An 18,087-nucleotide genomic window follows, 5' to 3' on the forward strand; every position below is an offset into this window, starting at 1 on the left:
GTTCGAATCGGCCGCCGCGCAGGCGCTCGCAAGCCCGGATACCCGGAATGCATCGGCGCTGGAGGCCGCTTTCCACAAACTGTTCCGCGGCTACCAGGCCTATGCCTCGCAGTATTCCGGTGCGGATGGCGCAGGCTCCGGCAACGTTATCGCGGCGCGCGGTCAAGCGATCGCCGAATTGAATGCCGCCGACCACCAACGAAAGCAATTCGAGCGCCAATCCGAGGCGAAACGCGGCGAAGCTGCGAGACTGCTGCTTCAGATTGCGCAGCTGCCTTACGATGAGGAAGCCGCGAAGGAGTTCGAGCAGGTGCGCAAACGCTATGAAGCAAGCCTGGCGCTCAACGAGGCATCCTCCTCGCCCTCGGGCGGCTCGAATGCCGGCCTGAACGATGAAAGCGGCGAATATGCGAAGAACGAGGCGGGCGAAGCGGCCGGACTGTTCGGACTGCTGGAAAGCGTATCGGCGGATCTGCGGGACGAACTTTACCTGAACGAGTACGCCGCTTCGCGGTTCGAACATTTCCGCCCGCAAAATTTGTCCGGGTTGGTTTCGCAGACATCATCCGGAACGGGCGGTTCGACAGGCGGTACGAACGGCGGCAACGCAGGCGATCTTTTATTGTCCGTTTCCAATCAGGAAGTGGAGTACATTTTGTACGGCATCCACAGACCGGCGGGAAATATTGCCGCCGCCTATGGGGAGATCTTCGCCGTCCGCACCGCCATCCGCCTGATGGAAGGGCTGGTGGAGTGCCGCACGTTCGGCCATCCGCTGGTCGTTTTTGCCGCGGCGGTGGCGTACAGTCTGGAGCATGCGCTGATGGACATGACCGAGTTGATCAATACCGGCAAAACGAAGCTGTCCAAATGGCTGAAGATCGACATCACATACCGGGACTATCTGCGCTTGTTCCTGCTCATTCACGGAAGCAAAGCGGAGAAGCTTGCCCGTGTTGCAGCGCTGATCGAGCACAGCACGGGATATCGGCTGTCCGAGATGCCGACATCGCTGACCGGGCGTGCGGACGTGTCGGTCAATCTGTGGTTTCTGCCGGGAGTGATGAAGATGTTGGCTTCCGGCGGCATTTTACAAGGAAAGGTTGTGGGCGGCCGCTATGAGAGCACGGTGGCTGCCGGGTCGTCGTATTGAGCCGTCATCCGACACCGGGGGAAGCGTTACGGTTGAAGCTTCGCTGATCATGCCCGTCTTCCTGATGACGTTCATCCTCCTCATCGCCATCATCCGAATGGCGATGACGCAGATGGCGCTGCAAGATGCCGCGGCCCAGACCGCTCGGCTGACGGCCGCGCACATGTACCCGATTCAGCAGGTCCTCCAATCCAAGAGCGGCGCGCCGTCTTCCCGATCGGAAGGCCAATCATCCGAAAGCCGGCCCGCATCGTCCGGGCTCGGTCTTCTGGCCGGCGAACTTGCGGGCAATCTGCCGGAACCGGCGGGTCCGCTGCTTGAAGCGGCATTGCGGGGGGACTGGAATGCGGCAGCCGACATCGCGGCGGCGCCGATCGGCGAGGCTGTCTTCGGTCCGTTGATCCGTGAATTGGCTGCGGAATCGGCGCTAGATCCCGACCGCATCCGGGTTACAAGGCTGTCACTGCCCGATTTTTCGAAAAGCGGCGAGGAGTATTTCCGGGTCCGGCTTGCCTACGATTTTCCGTTGGCTCTGCCGTTCACAGGCTCGCATGTGACGCTCTCGGCGGACGCCGAAGAGCGCGTCTGGGTCGCCGATCCGGCTCCGGCGCCGACGCATCCGGAAGACGGGGACGGATCGGACAGGGTCGTCATCGTCTCGATCGAGCCTTCGCCGCTTCGTCCGGGCCGGAAAGCGAAGCTGACCGCGATCGGCAAGCCGAATGCGAAGCTGAATCTGGAGGTCTGGTACAAGAGCGGAAAGAGCAAGGCGAAAAATCTGGGCGAGAAGACGGCGGACGAACACGGCATCGTGACCTGGGAGTGGCACGTATCGGGCAATACGACGCCCGGCGTGTGGGAACTCGAGGTGACCTCGGAGGACGGCGCGAAAGCGCACAGCTTTTTCATTGTGCAGAAGGCCGGCAGTGCGGGGGAATGACAGCAGGCGCAGGCATGGAGATCTGACATTCGTTCAGGAAAGTTTGGGAAGAGAACCAACAGAATGGGAGGGATGCATGATGTACTTGGGCGCCGCGGGAGCGGCGATTCTGCTGACGGCCGCGTTCGTCAGCGACATCCGGACGATGCGCATTCCGAACCGGCTGAATTTCGCCGCCTTGGCCGCCGGGGGATTATTCCATATGGCGGAAAGGGTCTGGAGCAGGTTGAACGATGCGGCGCCGGATGCCCGGCCCTGGTTGCTCGCCGCGTTGGAAGCGGCAGGACAAGGGCTGCTGACCGCATGCGCGGGAGCCGGGGCGGGATTTGCGCTGATGCTGCTGCTGCACCGTCTGGGAGCCGTCGGCGGCGGCGACGTCAAACTGTTTGCTGCGCTCGGAAGCTGGATCGGCGCGCGGGAGACGATCGATTGCGCCATTTATGCCGTCCTGGCGGCCGGAGCTTACGGGTTGCTGTGCCTGATGATCGGCAGGCACAGAGCCGTGCGCTGGAATCTGCTGCGAGAAGACGAAGCGGCAGACGGCGCAGAATCTTCGCCGGAGACCGGACGGAATGCGGGCGTGCGGAAATGCCGGTTTCCGTTCATGATCGCGGTGATCCCCGGGGCGATTGCGGCATGGTTATGGTGAAGACGCCCAAGATCGTCGGGAAACGGGGATGACCGGCGGGAAAGGAGTGCGAGATGGAACGGATTCAAGTCGATTTTGCCATGCAGCGCGGCCACGAAATGATCATCCGCCGTGATCCGCCATTTGCGCGCGCGGATCTGGATGAAGTGGACCTGCAAATGCTGCAGGCCGAGCGGCCGCCCGGGCTGCTCGCCGTCGATTGGTTCGAGATGGACGGAAGCGTGACGTTCCGCTACGCGATCGACGGCCGGAAATTGCTTTCGCATTGGCTGATCACCGGCTCGTTCGGGATGAATGAATATATCAGCCTTATGCTGGGCATCGTCGAAGCGCTGGACAACTGCGGGCACTACCTGCTCCGGGAGTCGTGCTGCCTGCTGGAAGAGAAGTTTCTGTTTATCGGCGGCGATTGGCGCGATGTTGCGCTGACGTATATCCCGCTCCGCGAACCGCACGCGAAGAAGCCGATTCGGGAAGAACTGCTCGGCCTTGCGGTCAGACTCATGGGCAAAGTGGAGCGTGTGGACGGGGAAGTCGTGCAGACCATGCTCCGTCTGCTGGATGACCCGCCTGCTTCCTGGTCCAAATTGCGCGTCGGTTTGCTTCAGCTGCTGGTTTCGGAGCCGCGGGGCGCGTCCGGTTCACCGAATGCGGACAACCCGCGGGCAACCCCATATGCACATCCGGCCTCAAGCCTGATGAAACCGGAGAACAGCGCGCCGCACGTTGCGGAACGGTCGGATTGCCCGCAGGCCCCGGGGGCTGTCCATGCGCCGGATCATGCGGATAACCGGACCGGTGAAGCCATTGAATGGCACGCGACGGCGGATGACGGGGAACAGCCGGACGGACCGGCGAAGAACCGGTTTGACCTGCTCGGCAAGATCATCAGACGCGAAGAACCGGCGGATACCCCGCCACCGGAGACGTCGATGTTTGACGACCGGGAATGGCCCGGGACGACGGGCCGCATCCGCGACGCGGGAAGGGCGCGCTGGTTGTCGGCGTCCGGCGCCATACTGGCTGTCGCGCTGATCTGGCGGTACATCTATCTGCCGTCGCCGGGCACGGACCGCCTGCTGATCAGCCTGGGCGCCACGCTGCTTGCCGCGGGCGGGCTGTTCCTGCTGTGGCAGCGGCTGGCGGCCAGAAATCACGGGCCGCTTGATGACTCGCCATCCGCCGGCGCATCCGGCGGCATCGGCGATCCGGAAGCCTGGCGGCCGGATGCGGAATCCGGCGGCCGATCCGATGACGCCGGGATCCGGAACGATGCCGCCGAACTGCGGTTTCCCTGGCTGGCGGATTTTGCGCGGGACAATCATCAGGCATCGGATGCTGCGTTTGCGGTTCATGCGGCAACCGGAGGATCGGGTACGTCCGGAGGCATTGGAGCGGGAATGTTTTCCCGCTTGCCGGAAGGCATGGAAGCGGAGGGAAGCCCAGGAATGATCGGCGTCGGAACGGCGGACGAAGAAACGGGGCTGCTGGCGGATGAGACCGTCCTGCTCCATCAGGACGGTCGGGGACGACAGTGCGGCATGTACTTGCTGCGCGAGCATGAAGGCGGGCATCGGCGCATCCCCGTTGAGCCCGGTGTTACGGTCATCGGCCGTTCGGAAGCGCATGCCGTGATCGTCGACACGGCGGAAGGCGTGTCGCGCGCGCATCTGGAGATCGAGTTCGACGGCAACGACGTGAAAATAAAAGATCTCGCCTCGCGCAACGGAACGCTGCTGGGAGGCGAGATCATGGTGCCGTACAAGGAATACCTGCTGCAAGACGGCGGCACGTTCCGGCTTGCCGGACCGGACGGGCCGAAATATACGCTGCGGAAGAGCGGTTGATGCCGGGCATTTTTTACTTTCTTACAATGTGGCCGAGCAGATGCCGCACCGCTTCGTCGATGGTCGGGTAGCGGAAGGTGAAGCCCGCTTCCAGCGCCGCGGCCGGCAGCGCCCGCTGCCCTTCGAGCAGGAGTACGGCCATCTCGCCGAACAGGAGGCGCATCAGAAACGCGGGCACCGGGAACCAGTGCGGCCGGCGAAGCGCCGCGGCGACCGCCCGGCCGAACCGGTCGTTCGTCACCGGTTCCGGCGCCGATCCGTTGATCGGCCCCGATACATGCTCGTTGTCGAGGCAGAACAGGATGAGCCGCGTCATGTCCTCGATATGGATCCAGGAAATCCACTGGCGGCCGCTGCCGACCCTGCCGCCGACGAACAGCCGGTACGGCAGTGCCATCAGCGGGAAAGCGCCGCCATCCGCGCCCAGGACAAGAACGACGCGCAGCTTGACGAGCCGCCGGGCGGGAATCCGGTCCGCCGCTTCCTCCCATTCCTTCGTGACGGCGGACAGGAAGTCGGTCACCCGGCCCGGGCTCCGCTCGTCGTACGTGTCCGTCTCGGACATGCCGTAATACGAGATGCCGGACGCGTTCACGACGACCGGCTTGTCCCGCATGGCGCGCACCCATCCCGCCACGGCGTCAGCCGCGTCAATCCGCGACCGAAGCACCCGGTCTTTCGCGGCCTGCGTCCACCGTTGATTGATGGTCTCCCCCGCCAGGTTGACGATGGCGTCCGTTCCTTCCAGCAAATCAGGCCGTTCAGTCAATTCATCCCATGTCGATTCCGTCAGATTCGGGTGACGGAGCTTGAGCCGTCCCCGCTTCCGGGTCACCACCCGGACTTCGTCTCCCCGTTCAAGCAGCGCCCGAACGAGCGCACCGCCGATGAAACCGGTGCCGCCGGTAACCGCCACGCGCATGCCCGTCGCCTCCCCCGAGCGATCTTCAGGATTTCAACAAATGCCGGTACGGACTGTAATCGATGCCGTGCTTGTCGAGGAACGAGATCAGGCTGCGGTAGTCGCGCCTGGGCGTCGCCTTGATGTAGCCTTCGATGCAGTGTTCCCGCGTCACTTCGGAAGCGCCGCTCTCGACGGCGATCTTGCCGATCTCCGCGGCGATGGAATGTTTCGCAATGTCCCGAAACGGTTTCGGCACCGGCGATACGAGCAGATCGAGGAATGCCTTCGACTCTTCCGTCCACAGCGGCCGGCTCTTCTCGACCCAGTAATTCTGCCAGTCGAGCTTCGACATACCGTCCTGCTTCGGCATGATCTTGAGGAATTTGCGGAACATGAAGTAGCCGCCGATCGCCATGGAGACGACCAGGACGACCGCCCAGAATAAGATGAAATACATGAACCCGTTATGGACATTGTCCATCTTGATCCGTCACCTCTCCCGATCATTATACCGCACCGGCCGGCGATTTTCGAACAACGATTCCTTGAACGGCCGGTCCGGTTGCCGGGGACTCCAGCCGGGGCTCGTGTAAGCCTTGCGCCTCACATTGCCAACGGGGTCCCGCGCGGCTTGTCTTTCAAGCGCCGGCCGATTCTGTTAGAATAGTAGGAAATGTGCTGTCGGGAGGGGTAAAGGTGCTCAAGATCGGTTCGCATGTGTCTTTTTCGGACAAGGGGCTCGTGACGGCGACCGAGGAAGCGGTGTCGTACGGCTCCAGTTCGTTCATGATCTATACAGGCGCGCCTCAGAATACGCGGCGGAAGCCGATTGAAGATCTGTACATCGAAGAGGGCAAGGCGCTCATGAAGGAGAGCGGCATCGACGAGATCGTCGTGCATGCGCCGTATATCATCAATCTGGGCTCGTACAAGGACGACACGTTCGAGCTGGCGGTCCGTTTTCTGCAGGAGGAGATTCGTCGAACGCACGCGATCGGCGTCGATCATATCGTGCTGCATCCGGGCGCGTACACGGACAAGGACCCGGAGTACGGCATCGCCCGGATCGCGGAAGGCCTGAATGAAGTGCTGGCCGGGACGGAAGGGCTGAACGTGAAGATCGCGCTTGAAACGATGGCCGGCAAAGGGACCGAAATCGGCCGCACGTTCGAGGAGATCGCCGCCATCATCGACAAGGTGAAGGACAACGACCGGCTGTCGGTCTGCATGGACACGTGCCACATGCACGACGCCGGTTACGACATCGTGGGCGATCTCGACGGCGTGCTGCGCGAGTTCGATCGTGTCGTCGGGCTGGACCGCGTGGCCGTCGTCCACATCAACGACTCCAAAAACCCGCGCGGCGCGGCGAAAGACCGCCATGCGCCGGTCGGCGCCGGCTACCTCGGCTACGAGGCGATCAAGCGGGTCGTCCATCACGAGCTGCTCGAAGGACGGCCGTTCATCCTCGAGACGCCGTGGATCGGCAAGGACAGCAAGAAATCCCGGCCGATGTACGAAGCCGAGATCGCGCTGCTGCGCGGCGACGCGAGGGAGCGCTTCGGCGAAGACTTCTTCGATCATGTGGAGCGGCTGCACCATTTCTTCGACAAGGAAGCGATCGACGGGCGGACGTACGTGCTCTCGGTCTGGGAGACGCTGAAGAACGACGCCAAGGCGAAGAAGGCCGATCCGCGCGAGCCGATGGACCGGCTGTATGACCTGGTGATCGAGAACCGGGTGCTGCCGGAAGATCTGACGGAGGAAGCGGTGAACCACCGGCTGACCGCCTGGTTCGCCGGCAAGCAGCTTCTGAAGGAAGCGTGACCGCTTGAAGCGCTTTTTAAGCCCCGACCCGGCTTTCATGACCATACGAACGGAAGGAAGTACTAAGCATGCAGCAGAATGTCTACAAGCCTCAACATCCGATTGAAAGGAGCGCCAACCGGGCGCGGATGCTGATCTCGTGCCCGGACCGTCCGGGCATCGTCGCCGCGGTGTCGCAGTTCCTGTACGAGCACGGCGCGAACATCGTGTCGTCGGACCAATACACGATGAATCCGGACGGCGGCATGTTCTTCATCCGCTTCGAGTTCGACCTCCAGGATCTGGACCGGGAGCTGCCGAAGCTGCAGGAAGATTTCGTCCGCGTGGCCGACCGGTTCGAGATGAAATGGCACATCTTCCGGGCGAGCCGGAAGAAGCGGATCGCGATCTTCGTCTCGAAGGAAGACCACTGCCTGCTGGAGCTGCTCTGGCAATGGCAGGCCGGCGATCTGGACGCCGAGATCGCGATGGTGATCAGCAACCATCCGGACATGCGCCAGCTCGTCGAATCGTTCGGCATTCCGTACCACCATATCCCGGTCACCCCGGAGACGAAAGCCGAAGCCGAGCGGCTGCAGCTCGAGAAAGTGCACGAGGGCAAGGTCGATCTGATCGTGCTCGCGCGCTACATGCAGATCATTACGCCGCGGTTCATCGAGTATTTCCCGAATCGGATCATCAATATTCACCATTCGTTCCTGCCGGCGTTCGTCGGAGGGAAACCGTACCAGCAAGCCTATGACCGCGGGGTGAAAATCATCGGCGCCACGGCCCACTATGTGACGGAGGAGCTCGACGGCGGTCCGATCATCGAGCAGGACGTGCAGCGGGTGTCGCACCGCGACGACGTCGCCAGTCTGAAGCGGATCGGCCGGAACATCGAGCGGACGGTGCTCGCCCGCGCGGTGAAATGGCATCTCGAGGACCGCATCATCGTATTCCAGAACAAGACGGTCGTGTTCAACTGATGGCCGCGTGCCCGGCGCACCGCCAATGGTGAAAGTGGAAAACCGACTGGGCAAATGATACAATATTTGAAAATTGTTCTGAGAAAACGCTGCCGCCCGCACGTTTCGGGAGCGCCGCGGCACACGGAAGAGACATGGGAGGAAACGCAATGTCGGTTACGCAGAAATCCATCGATCAATTGTCGATTGACACGATCCGCACACTGGCGATCGACGCGATCGAGAAGGCGAAGTCCGGGCATCCGGGCATGCCCATGGGCGCCGCTCCGATGGGTTATCAACTGTTCGCCCGCACGATGAAGCACAACCCGTCCAATCCGTCCTGGATCAACCGCGACCGGTTCGTGCTGTCGGCCGGCCACGGTTCCATGCTGCTCTATGCGCTGCTTCATCTGTCCGGTTATGATCTTCCGCTCGAGGAAATCAAGAATTTCCGCCAATGGGGCTCGAAGACGCCGGGGCACCCGGAATACGGCCATACGCCGGGCGTCGACGCGACGACCGGTCCGCTCGGTCAGGGCATCGGCATGGCCGTCGGCATGGCGATGGCCGAAGCGCAGCTGGCGGCGACGTACAACCGCGAAGGCTATCCGGTCATTGACCATTACACCTATGCGATCTGCGGCGACGGCGACCTGATGGAAGGCGTCGCGAGCGAGGCGGCTTCGCTTGCCGGCCACCTGAAGCTGGGCAAGCTGATCGTGCTGTACGACTCGAACGACATCTCGCTGGACGGCGAGCTGAATCTGGCGTTCTCCGAGAACGTGGCGCAGCGTTTCGAAGCTTACGGCTGGCAGGTGCTGCGCGTCGAGGACGGCAACGATCTGGCGGCGCTGGCGAAGGCAATCGAGGCGGCGCAGGCCGAGAAGTCGAAACCGACGCTGATCGAAGTGAAGACGGTCATCGGCTACGGCAGCCCGAACAAGGCGGGCAAAGGCGGCCACGGCGGCCCGCACGGTTCGCCGCTCGGTCCGGATGAAGCGAAGCTGACGAAGCAATTCTACGGCTGGGACCCGGAAGCGGAGTTCCATGTGCCGCAGGAAGTGCGCGACCATTTCGCGCAGGTGAAGGCGCGCGGCGAGCAGGCGAACGCGGAGTGGAACAAGCTCGTCGAAGCGTACAAGGCGGCGCATCCGGAGCTCGGCAAGCAGTTCGAGCAGGCTGCCGCCGGCGAACTGCCGGATGGCTGGGACGCCGATCTGCCGGTCTATGACGGCAGCAAGGCGGTCTCGACGCGCGTCGCTTCCGGCGAAGCGCTCAACGCGCTGGCAAAGCGCGTGCCGAATCTGGTCGGCGGTTCGGCCGACCTCGAAAGCTCGACGATGACGCACCTGAAAGGACTGCCGGTGTATAAGCCGGGCAGCTACGACGGACGCAACATTTACTTCGGCGTGCGCGAGTTCGCCATGGCGGCCGCGATGAACGGCATCGCGCTGCACGGCGGCCTGAAAGTGTACGGCGGCACCTTCTTCGTGTTCACGGACTATCTCCGTCCGGCCGTCCGACTGGCGGCATTGATGAAGCTGCCGGTCGTCTATGTCCTGACGCACGACAGCATCGCGGTCGGCGAAGACGGGCCGACCCACGAGCCGATCGAGCAGCTCGCCTCGATCCGGGTCATTCCGGATCTTACGGTCATCCGTCCGGCCGATGCGAACGAAACGGCCGCCGCATGGCGCTACGCGGTCAAGAACCGGTCGAATCCGGTGGCGCTGGTGCTGACCCGCCAGAACCTGCCGATCATCGAAGGCACGGCCGAGCTGGCGCGCACGGGCGTCGAGCGCGGCGCTTACGTCATCTGCGACGCGCCGAACGGCAAGCCGGCCGCGCAGATCATCGCGACGGGTTCCGAAGTGCAGCTCGCGGTCGCGGCGGCGAAGGCGCTGGCCGAAGAAGGGATCGGCGTCCGCGTGATCAGCATGCCGAGCTGGGATCTGTTCGACAAGCAGGACCAGGCGTACCGCGATTTCGTGCTGCTGCCGGACGTGAAGGCGCGCCTCGCGGTCGAGATGGCGCATCCGTTCGGCTGGGAGCGCTATGTCGGCGAGAAGGGTGCGGTGCTCGGCATCAGCACGTTCGGCGCTTCGGCGCCGGGCGACCGGCTCATCCGGGAGTTCGGCTTCACGGTCGAGAACGTCGTCGCCAAGGTGAAGGCGCTCCTCTAAGCCGTGAACATCCCCGATATCGATCGAAAGTCCCGCTTGAAGCGGGGCTTTTTTACTTGTCTCATTTAACAATTCCTCAGATTTCATACGATTTTTTTTACACTATCCTACGATTTTCATACAAAGTCTTGATTTCCGCACCCGCCGATCCGATAAAAAAGTCGTATAACGCGTGTTTACAACCGTCGATAACGATGGGCAGGAGGATTTCAAGGATGGCAAAAAAATTCGACGGAACTGCAGACGAAACAGCAACGAAAGTCCGCGGCAAGGTAAAGTTCCCGCAACTGTTGACGCTCAGTTTTCTCAGAAATGTGGGCGTCCGCCACAAGCTGACGGTCATTCTGGTGTCAAGCACCATTTTCATGTTGTGCATCGGCTTGGCGGGGTTTATCACCATGATGCTCATGAATGCCCAGATCGAGAAACTGGCGTCGGACAACATCAAGACGATCGATTTGGCGAACGAAGCGGCGATAATCGGTCAAGCCATCGAGGTGGATTCCTACCAGTATCTGATGGCGACGAACGAAGATGCCCGGGAGATTGCATACGGAAAGGTAAGGGAACACAGCAAACGTTTCAGAGAAGTCATGGATGAGCTGAAGTCGACGGATGTCGGCAAGGCAGAGAGCGATCGGATCGAGCGGATCGAGGCGATTGATCTCCAGTATTCAAATCGCCGGACGACAGCCGAACAACTGGCGGCGAGCGGTCAACAGGCTTCGGCGATCGCGTATTTCAACCGCGAGGCTTCTTCGCTGCTGGAGCAGAAGAACCAGCTGCTGAGCGAGATTTCGGACATCAGCACGGAGCAAGCGGTCCAGGCCAACAAGGACATTCAGCACAGAATGAATATTGCGATCATTATTATGATCATTCTCATTTTGCTCGGACTGATCATCAACGGCGGACTCGTGCTGCGGGTAGCGCTCCTGATCACGAAGCCGATGTCGGAACTGCGGAAACTGATGGCCGACGCCGCCGAAGGAGATTTGAGCGGCCGCATCGCGCTCGACTCGCGGGATGAGCTCGGCCAGCTGTCCGCTTCCTTCAACAAGATGATGGACGATATGAGCGACGTCATCCGCCGCATCGGCGAGACATCGGTGCAGCTTGCCGCATCTTCGCAGCAGCTTACCGCCAGCGCCGAGCAGACGGGCAAGGCGAGCGAAGTCATCGCCTCGTCGATGCAGGAAGTCGCCTCCGGCATGAGCCGTCAGGCTGAGCAGGTCGCGGGCGGACTCGAAGCGACCAGACAGATCAACGAACAGGCATCGGATGTCTCGGGCAAAACGCGGTCGGCAGCGGACAGCGCGCTGGAGACGTCGGACATTGCGCGGGACGGCAGCCGCACGATGCAGCAGGCGTCCGTGTCGATGGACGGCATCCAGCAATCCGTGGAGCAGCTCTCCTCGTCGATCCGTCTGCTTGAACAACAATCCGGGCAGATCGAGAAAATTGCGCGTGCCATCTCGGACATCGCCGAACAGACGAACCTGCTGGCGCTCAACGCATCCATCGAAGCGGCCAGAGCGGGCGAGCACGGCCGCGGCTTCTCGGTGGTCGCCTCCGAAGTGCGCAAGCTGGCGGAACAATCGCTTGAGGCCGCGAAGAGCGTGCAGCGGATCATCGCGGATATTCAGGAGCATATGCAGCAAGCCGTGCAGTCGATGGATCTGACGGCTGAACGCGTGGACGAGGGACGGGCGGCCGTCGTAAGAGCGGACCAATCGTTCGGACAGATCGAAGAAGCGGTCGCCAAGCTTGCCGAGCAGATGCGGGCCGCATCGCTCGCCGCGCAGTCGATGGCGGAAGGCGCGGACCAGATCGAGAAAATGATCACGGAACTGCACAACATCAGCGATTCCACCCAATCGGAGACCGAGCAGGTGTCCGCGGCGACGGAGGAGCAGCTGGCGACGATGGAGGAAATGTCCGCTTCGTCCCAGCATCTGGCCCACCTGGCGCAGGAAATGGAGATGCTGATCGGCAAGTTCCGGCGGTAATGCCCGGCGAATGCCGGCACGCAAAGCTGACAGGCCCCGGTGAGGGGAGGAACGGCCCGCGTTCCTTGCCCGTCCGGGGCTTCATTTGTGCTGCCGCGCTCGCCGCGCGGGCTGCGGGATCGTCCGGCGATCATAAACCGTGCCTATATCACGCCGCAAAAACGGTAATGCCTCCCGGGAAGGCAGGCGTGACCGTTTTCCTTGAGTTCGGTTGTAAAATCCAGTATTCTAATGGTTAGGTTTTGGTTGCAGGGACAGGCCGCCGATCCGGCATCGGCTGCCATTATCCAGACGGAATCGGGAGGAAAAAGGAAATGTCGAAAGCCGTAACATTTGATTACTCGAAAGCGCTGCCGTTCGTCGGCCAGCATGAGATCGATTACCTGGCGGACGCCGTCAGACTGGCGCACGACCAGCTTCATAACGGGACCGGCGCGGGCAGCGATTTCCTGGGCTGGATCAACCTGCCCACGGAATACGACAAGGAAGAATTTGCGCGGATTCAGGCGGCTGCGTCGCGCATTCGCGAAAATTCCGACGTGCTCGTCGTGATCGGCATCGGCGGTTCGTATCTCGGCGCGCGGGCCGCAATCGAGATGCTGTCGCATTCCTTCTACAACATGCTGCCGAAGGGCAAGCGCCAAGGGCCGCAGGTGCTGTTCGCGGGCAACAACATCAGCTCGACTTATGTCGCCCATCTGCTGCAATTGCTTGAAGGCAAGGACTGGTCGATCAACGTCATCTCGAAATCCGGCACGACGACCGAACCGGCGATCGCTTTCCGCATTTTCCGCGAGAAACTGGAGCAGAAATACGGCAAGGAAGAAGCGCGCAAACGGATCTACGCGACGACCGACCGGGCGAAGGGCGCGCTCAAGAAACTGGCCGACGCGGAAGGTTACGAGACGTTCGTCATTCCGGACGATGTCGGCGGACGCTATTCCGTGCTGACGGCCGTCGGTCTCCTGCCGATCGCCGTGGCGGGCATCGACATTGCCGCGATGATGCAGGGCGCAGCCGACGCGTCGCGCGAATACGCGAATCCGGACCTGCGCGAGAACGGCGCTTATCAATACGCGGCTGTCCGCAACGCGCTGTACCGCAAAGGCAAGACGACGGAAATTCTCGTCAACTACGAACCGAACCTGCACTATTTCTCCGAATGGTGGAAGCAGCTTTACGGCGAGAGCGAAGGGAAGGACAACAAGGGCATCTATCCGGCGTCGGTCGATTTCTCGACGGACCTGCACTCGATGGGCCAATTCATCCAGGAGGGCTCGCGCAACCTGTTCGAGACGGTCATCCAGGTGGCGGAAGTGCCCGAGCATATCACCATCAACAGCGATCCGGAGGATCTGGACGGCTTGAACTTCCTCGCCGGCAAGACGATGGATTTCGTGAACAAGAAGGCGTTCGAAGGGACGCTGCTCGCCCATACGGACGGCGGCGTGCCCAATCTGGTCGTCACGATCAAGGACATGACCCCGTACACGTTCGGGTATCTCGTCTATTTCTTCGAGAAAGCATGCGGCATCAGCGGCTATCTGCTGGGCGTCAATCCGTTCGACCAGCCGGGCGTCGAGGCGTACAAGAAGAATATGTTCGCGCTGCTGGGCAAGCCGGGCTACGAGAAGGAGAAGGCAGCCCTCGAAGCGCGCCTGTAAGCGGGAGATCGACTGTGCTGGCGCGTTACCGTACGCTCCGCCGCGAAGGCGAGCGGGAGATTGTCATCAAGAAATCGCGGTTCATCGGATACGGCAAGCCGGTAACGTCGGAAGAAGAAGCGGTCGCCTTCGTTGAAGCGATCCGCAAGAAGCATTGGGACGCGACGCACAACTGCTACGCCTACGTCATCGGCGAACGGGACGAGATCCAGAAATCGTCGGACGACGGCGAACCGAGCGGCACGGCCGGCCGGCCGATTCTCGAAGTGATCAAGGCGCAGCAGCTTAAAGATACGGCGATCGTCGTCACCCGCTATTTCGGCGGCATCATGCTCGGCGCCGGCGGTTTGATCCGCGCCTATACCGAAGGCGCCGTGCAGGCGATCGAGGCGTCGGAGCCGATCGAGCGGGTGCTGCGCCGGAAGGTGTCGGTCGAAGTCGACTATACATGGTACGGCAAGATCGAGAACGAGCTGCGCAGCCGGGGCTGGCATGTCGGCGACACGGTGTTCACGGACCGCGTCACCGTCGTCTGCCTGCCGGAGGATGGCGAAGCGGAGCGGTTCATCGCATGGATGACTGATCTGACGCAAGGACGGGCGACCATCACGCCCGGCGAAGCCGAATATTACGATTTCTGAGCGGAGGGCGGCCCGGCAGGGCCGCCCGAGGCATGTTTCACCCGTCCCCCGCATAGTGTTCTATGGAAGACCAAGGGGATGGGGAGGGATGCGGGTTGGCGGTCAGACGATTCGCCGCATTGACCGGACTGGTATTCCTGCTGCTCGGGTTGTACGGTTTCATCGATCCGGACGGGTTCGGTCTGTTCCATCTGGGCGCGGCGCACAACGTCATTCATCTGATTGTCGGGCTGCTCGGCCTTGCGGCGTCGTCCGGCGAAGGGTATGCGTATCGTTATTCGCAGGTCATCGGCATCTTCTATCTGCTGCTCGCGGTGCTCGGCGTGTTCACCGGCGATCTGTTCGGTCTGATGCACGTCGGCCTTGCGGATAACGCGCTGCATTTCGTCGTCGGCGCAATCGCGCTGTACTTCGGCTTTGTCATCTCGGAATCGGCGCAAGAGGCAAGATCCTACCGCTGATCCAGGATGAAAAAAGGCTGTTTCCGACGGACCGGGCACTTCCGGTGCCCGCGGCGGAAACAGCCTTTTTCTGCCCCATGTGATACTCAAGCCTCTACCAGCAGCAGAATGATGGATGACAGGCCGAGGCAGAGGCTCAGCAAGCCGAGCAGCGCCAGCGCCTGCCGATTGTTGTATCCGGCCCGCAGCAGCCGATAATGGACCTGGCTGGCATCCGCCTGATAGATCGGCTTGCCCTGGATGAGCCGCTTGAATACGACGAACAGGTTGTCGAAGATCGGCACGCCGAGCGCAAGAATCGGAATGAACAGCGACAGCAGCGTCGCCTGCTTGAACACGCCGTCGAGCGCGATGACGGACAGCACGAAGCCGAGGAAAGTCGCGCCGGCGTCGCCCATGAAAATTTTGGCCGGGGGCTTGTTGTATTTCAGGTAAGCGATTGCCGCGGCGAGCAGGATGATTGCCATCATCGCCGAATGGCTCTGCCCCTTCACGAGGGCGACGATGAACAGCGTGCCGGCGGAAATGGCGGACAGCGTGCCGGCCAGCCCGTCCATGCCGTCCGAGAAATTGATGACGGTCGTCACGCCGAAGATCCACAGAATCGTCAGCACGCACTGCAGCCATCCGGGCAGCAGCACATAGTCGTCGATCAGCGGATTGTAGAAGCCGGAAAATTCGATGCCCGACAGATAGACGAGCACGGCGGCCGCTATCTGGACAAGCGCTTTCGGCAGCGAGGGGAAATCGCGGCCCTGGGTTTTGTACCAGTCGTCGATGGTGCCGATGACAAGCAGCAACGCGCCGCCGGCGAGCACGGCCATGGTCTCGTAGCCGTTCCACTCGGCCAGCATAAGATAGGCGGTGGCGAAGCCGAGATAAATGGCGTAGCTGGCGGTGAGCGGAATCGGCTCGCGGTGCAGCTTCCGCTCGACCCCTTCCCGCGGCTTGTCCACGAAGTCGAGCCGGAACGCAAGCCGCCCGAGCGGCGGAATCAGCAGATAGACGACGGCGAATGAGACCAGAAATGCGAGTATGTATAGCACTGTGCCCAATCATCTCCGGTAAAAAAAATAATCCCGACAGTATAGACGACTGTCGGGATGGAAAAGTTTCGCTATTTTGCGTCAATATCCGATGTGCCTTGCCAGCCGGCTCATTTCCAGCCATTGCGATGCCAGCATGGCGTAGATGGCCACGTCCGCGTAGCGGTCGCCCAGCCGTTTCGCCTGGCGCGCGATCCCTTCGAGCTTGAAACCGAGGCGCTCCGGCACGGCCCTGCCGCGGGCGTTGTCCACGGTCGTGCGGATCTCCAGCCGGTTCAACTCGGCCTTCTCGAATGCCCATCCGGTGAGCACCTCGCAGGCTCGCGTCATGCGGCCGCGTCCGCCGGCGGCCGGGGCGAGCCAAAATCCGAGCCGTCCGCAGCGGTCCGCCGAATCGAGATGCGAAAGCTCCACGACGCCCATCAGTTTGCCGTCCGTGAACAGTCCGAATCCTGCGGCTTCGTCGTCCTTCCATTGCGTGTCCAGACGCCGGATGAACGTCAGGGAATCGAGGGGCGACCGGACGCCTGCCGGCCAGGCAAACCATTGCGACAGCCATTCCCTGTGGACCTCGATGAGCCGAAACAATTCGTCCGCATGCTCCGCGGACAGCTGCACCAGTTCCGTCTGCTCGTCGACCGTGAATCTGGCCATGGGAAGCACCTCCGCGCGGGATTTGTGGAAGCGTTTTCTCTTCGGCTTAAAAACAGGGCGGCACATCTTCCGCTTCGCTTCCATTATACTACGGACGCACGGCGAAGACATTGCCGCCGGTAAGGAAATTTCAGGATTTCATGAATTCAGAATAAAGGTATCGATGACGTGCTTGACGCCGTCTTCATTGTTCGTCTTCGTGACGAAGCCGGCGATCGCTTTCAGCGATTCGATCGCATTGCCCATGGCGACGCCGAGGCCGGCGGCTTCGATCATCTCGCGGTCGTTCCAGGAATCGCCGACGGCGATGGTCTGCTCCATGGTGCAGCCGACATGGCGGGCGAGCGCGGCAAGCGCATGCCCCTTCGTCGCTTCCGGATGGAGGAATTCGAGATAGTTCGGTTTGGATTTCGTGATATGGACGCGGCCTTTGTAAACCGGTCTCAGCTCGTCCGCGATCCGGTCGAGCTCGTCCGGATCGCCGATGATCAGCATTTTCGATTGCGGCCTGTCGATCAGCTTGTCGAGATCGGGTTCCACGCGATAGGGCACGTCGGAACGTTCGGCATATTCCCGAACCTTGTCGTTGTCTTCGGCCGCGTAGAGTTCGTCTTCCGTGTAAAGCTGCAAGTGCAGGCCGTTCCGCCGGCAGTAGTCCAGAATTTCCCGCGCGGCGTCCGCCGGCACGTTCCGCTCGTACAGCACATTGCCGTCGAACGGCGTTTTGACGAGCGCTCCCTGGTAGGTGATGATCGGCACGTTCAGCCCGATCTGCTCGGCAATCCGGCTGGCCGAGGCGAACATCCGGCCCGTGGCCAGCGTCACCGTGACGCCCCGTTTCACGGCTTCGGCGAGCGCGGCCCGCGTCGCGTCCGTGATGCGCCCGTCGTCGGTCAGCAGCGTGTCGTCGATGTCAATGGCGATCAGTCGGTACATGGTTTCTCCCGCTCCTTTGTTTCGGGCTGTCGGCACAACTTGCCGGCCCCGTATCTGTCAGACCGATTGTAGCGCAATGCCGGCTTGCGCGGCAACATGCGGATGCCGCAAGCCTCGGCCGGATGGAGCTTGCGCCGCCCGGTTTTGCCGCTTCAAAACGTTCTGTCCCGCCGCCTCGCCGCATATGCTGGATCATGTCCAACCCGGGATTCGCTTGAAGCCA

General features: G+C 61.7%; 15 protein-coding genes and 1 pseudogene. 11 read left to right on the forward strand and 5 right to left on the reverse strand.

Translation table 11 applies throughout. From position 1 onward, the window contains the following. The 4 genes and pseudogenes from KJQ12_RS17820 to KJQ12_RS17835 form a co-directional block, all read left to right on the forward strand. A pseudogene (locus KJQ12_RS17820) lies at window positions 1-1,153 on the forward strand (hypothetical protein); the annotation flags it as partial. Further along, window positions 1,119-2,093: a TadE/TadG family type IV pilus assembly protein gene (locus tag KJQ12_RS17825; RefSeq protein ID WP_213486591.1), complete on the forward strand. Its 975-nt coding sequence runs from the start codon at window positions 1,119-1,121 to the stop codon at window positions 2,091-2,093. The pseudogene KJQ12_RS17820 and the gene KJQ12_RS17825, both read left to right, overlap by 35 nt. A gap of 76 nt (window positions 2,094-2,169) precedes the next feature. Next, window positions 2,170-2,742, forward strand: a complete 573-nt coding sequence (locus KJQ12_RS17830; protein WP_015253581.1) for an A24 family peptidase — start codon at window positions 2,170-2,172, stop codon at window positions 2,740-2,742. 53 nt (window positions 2,743-2,795) lie between these two features. Further along, window positions 2,796-4,589, forward strand: a complete 1,794-nt coding sequence (locus KJQ12_RS17835) for a DUF6382 and FHA domain-containing protein (RefSeq protein ID WP_213486592.1) — start codon at window positions 2,796-2,798, stop codon at window positions 4,587-4,589. A gap of 13 nt (window positions 4,590-4,602) precedes the next feature. On the opposite strand, the gene KJQ12_RS17840 is transcribed toward KJQ12_RS17835, so the two are convergent. Next, entirely contained in the window at window positions 4,603-5,511 is a 909-nt protein-coding gene (locus KJQ12_RS17840) for a TIGR01777 family oxidoreductase (RefSeq protein ID WP_213486593.1), read from the reverse strand. Window positions 5,512-5,536: 25 nt separating this feature from the next. Continuing rightward, window positions 5,537-5,974, reverse strand: coding sequence for a DUF2621 domain-containing protein (locus KJQ12_RS17845; RefSeq protein WP_213486594.1), 438 nt, complete (start codon window positions 5,972-5,974; stop codon window positions 5,537-5,539). Between the two features lie 215 nt (window positions 5,975-6,189). Here KJQ12_RS17845 and KJQ12_RS17850 point away from each other — a divergent pair, with 215 nt between their 5' ends. The 7 genes from KJQ12_RS17850 to KJQ12_RS17880 all read left to right on the forward strand — a co-directional run bounded on the left by KJQ12_RS17850 (window position 6,190) and on the right by KJQ12_RS17880 (window position 15,228). Next, window positions 6,190-7,320, forward strand: a complete 1,131-nt coding sequence (locus KJQ12_RS17850; protein WP_213486595.1) for a deoxyribonuclease IV — start codon at window positions 6,190-6,192, stop codon at window positions 7,318-7,320. 68 nt (window positions 7,321-7,388) lie between these two features. Next, window positions 7,389-8,288, forward strand: a complete 900-nt coding sequence (purU, locus tag KJQ12_RS17855) for a formyltetrahydrofolate deformylase (protein ID WP_015253586.1) — start codon at window positions 7,389-7,391, stop codon at window positions 8,286-8,288. A 149-nt stretch (window positions 8,289-8,437) separates the two neighbouring features. Then, window positions 8,438-10,453 (forward strand): transketolase, encoded by a 2,016-nt coding sequence (gene tkt, locus KJQ12_RS17860; RefSeq protein ID WP_213486597.1) that lies wholly within the window; start codon window positions 8,438-8,440, stop codon window positions 10,451-10,453. 215 nt (window positions 10,454-10,668) lie between these two features. Then, window positions 10,669-12,462 carry a methyl-accepting chemotaxis protein gene (locus tag KJQ12_RS17865; RefSeq protein ID WP_213486599.1) on the forward strand — a complete coding sequence of 598 codons (1,794 nt, stop codon included), beginning with the start codon at window positions 10,669-10,671 and terminating at the stop codon, window positions 12,460-12,462. Between the two features lie 314 nt (window positions 12,463-12,776). Then, window positions 12,777-14,126 carry a glucose-6-phosphate isomerase gene (locus KJQ12_RS17870; RefSeq protein WP_213486601.1) on the forward strand — a complete coding sequence of 450 codons (1,350 nt, stop codon included), beginning with the start codon at window positions 12,777-12,779 and terminating at the stop codon, window positions 14,124-14,126. A 14-nt stretch (window positions 14,127-14,140) separates the two neighbouring features. Continuing rightward, window positions 14,141-14,767, forward strand: a complete 627-nt coding sequence (locus tag KJQ12_RS17875; RefSeq protein ID WP_015253590.1) for a YigZ family protein — start codon at window positions 14,141-14,143, stop codon at window positions 14,765-14,767. A 95-nt stretch (window positions 14,768-14,862) separates the two neighbouring features. Next, complete coding sequence (locus tag KJQ12_RS17880; RefSeq protein ID WP_213486603.1) at window positions 14,863-15,228, forward strand: DUF4383 domain-containing protein; 366 nt, start codon at window positions 14,863-14,865, stop codon at window positions 15,226-15,228. Between the two features lie 86 nt (window positions 15,229-15,314). Here KJQ12_RS17880 and KJQ12_RS17885 read toward each other — a convergent pair whose 3' ends face one another. The 3 genes from KJQ12_RS17885 to KJQ12_RS17895 form a co-directional block, all read right to left on the reverse strand. Then, window positions 15,315-16,274 (reverse strand): MraY family glycosyltransferase, encoded by a 960-nt coding sequence (locus KJQ12_RS17885; protein WP_408646062.1) that lies wholly within the window; start codon window positions 16,272-16,274, stop codon window positions 15,315-15,317. A gap of 81 nt (window positions 16,275-16,355) precedes the next feature. Continuing rightward, window positions 16,356-16,928, reverse strand: coding sequence for a GNAT family N-acetyltransferase (locus tag KJQ12_RS17890; protein ID WP_213486605.1), 573 nt, complete (start codon window positions 16,926-16,928; stop codon window positions 16,356-16,358). A 138-nt stretch (window positions 16,929-17,066) separates the two neighbouring features. Further along, entirely contained in the window at window positions 17,067-17,864 is a 798-nt protein-coding gene (locus tag KJQ12_RS17895) for a Cof-type HAD-IIB family hydrolase (RefSeq protein WP_213486606.1), read from the reverse strand. Window positions 17,865-18,087 lie beyond the last annotated feature (223 nt).

It is taken from the genome of Thermobacillus xylanilyticus, from assembly GCF_907165215.1.
Lineage (GTDB): Bacteria > Bacillota > Bacilli > Paenibacillales > Paenibacillaceae > Thermobacillus > Thermobacillus xylanilyticus.

Coding starts and splice junctions, on each gene's coding strand:
- KJQ12_RS17825 (WP_213486591.1), top strand. CDS start 1,119: ATGAGAGCACGGTGGCTGCCGGGTCGTCGTATTGAGCCGTCATCCGAC.
- KJQ12_RS17830 (WP_015253581.1), top strand. CDS start 2,170: ATGATGTACTTGGGCGCCGCGGGAGCGGCGATTCTGCTGACGGCCGCG.
- KJQ12_RS17835 (WP_213486592.1), top strand. CDS start 2,796: ATGGAACGGATTCAAGTCGATTTTGCCATGCAGCGCGGCCACGAAATG.
- KJQ12_RS17840 (WP_213486593.1), bottom strand. CDS start 5,511: ATGCGCGTGGCGGTTACCGGCGGCACCGGTTTCATCGGCGGTGCGCTC.
- KJQ12_RS17845 (WP_213486594.1), bottom strand. CDS start 5,974: ATGGACAATGTCCATAACGGGTTCATGTATTTCATCTTATTCTGGGCG.
- purU (WP_015253586.1), top strand. CDS start 7,389: ATGCAGCAGAATGTCTACAAGCCTCAACATCCGATTGAAAGGAGCGCC.
- tkt (WP_213486597.1), top strand. CDS start 8,438: ATGTCGGTTACGCAGAAATCCATCGATCAATTGTCGATTGACACGATC.
- KJQ12_RS17865 (WP_213486599.1), top strand. CDS start 10,669: ATGGCAAAAAAATTCGACGGAACTGCAGACGAAACAGCAACGAAAGTC.
- KJQ12_RS17870 (WP_213486601.1), top strand. CDS start 12,777: ATGTCGAAAGCCGTAACATTTGATTACTCGAAAGCGCTGCCGTTCGTC.
- KJQ12_RS17890 (WP_213486605.1), bottom strand. CDS start 16,928: ATGGCCAGATTCACGGTCGACGAGCAGACGGAACTGGTGCAGCTGTCC.
- KJQ12_RS17895 (WP_213486606.1), bottom strand. CDS start 17,864: ATGTACCGACTGATCGCCATTGACATCGACGACACGCTGCTGACCGAC.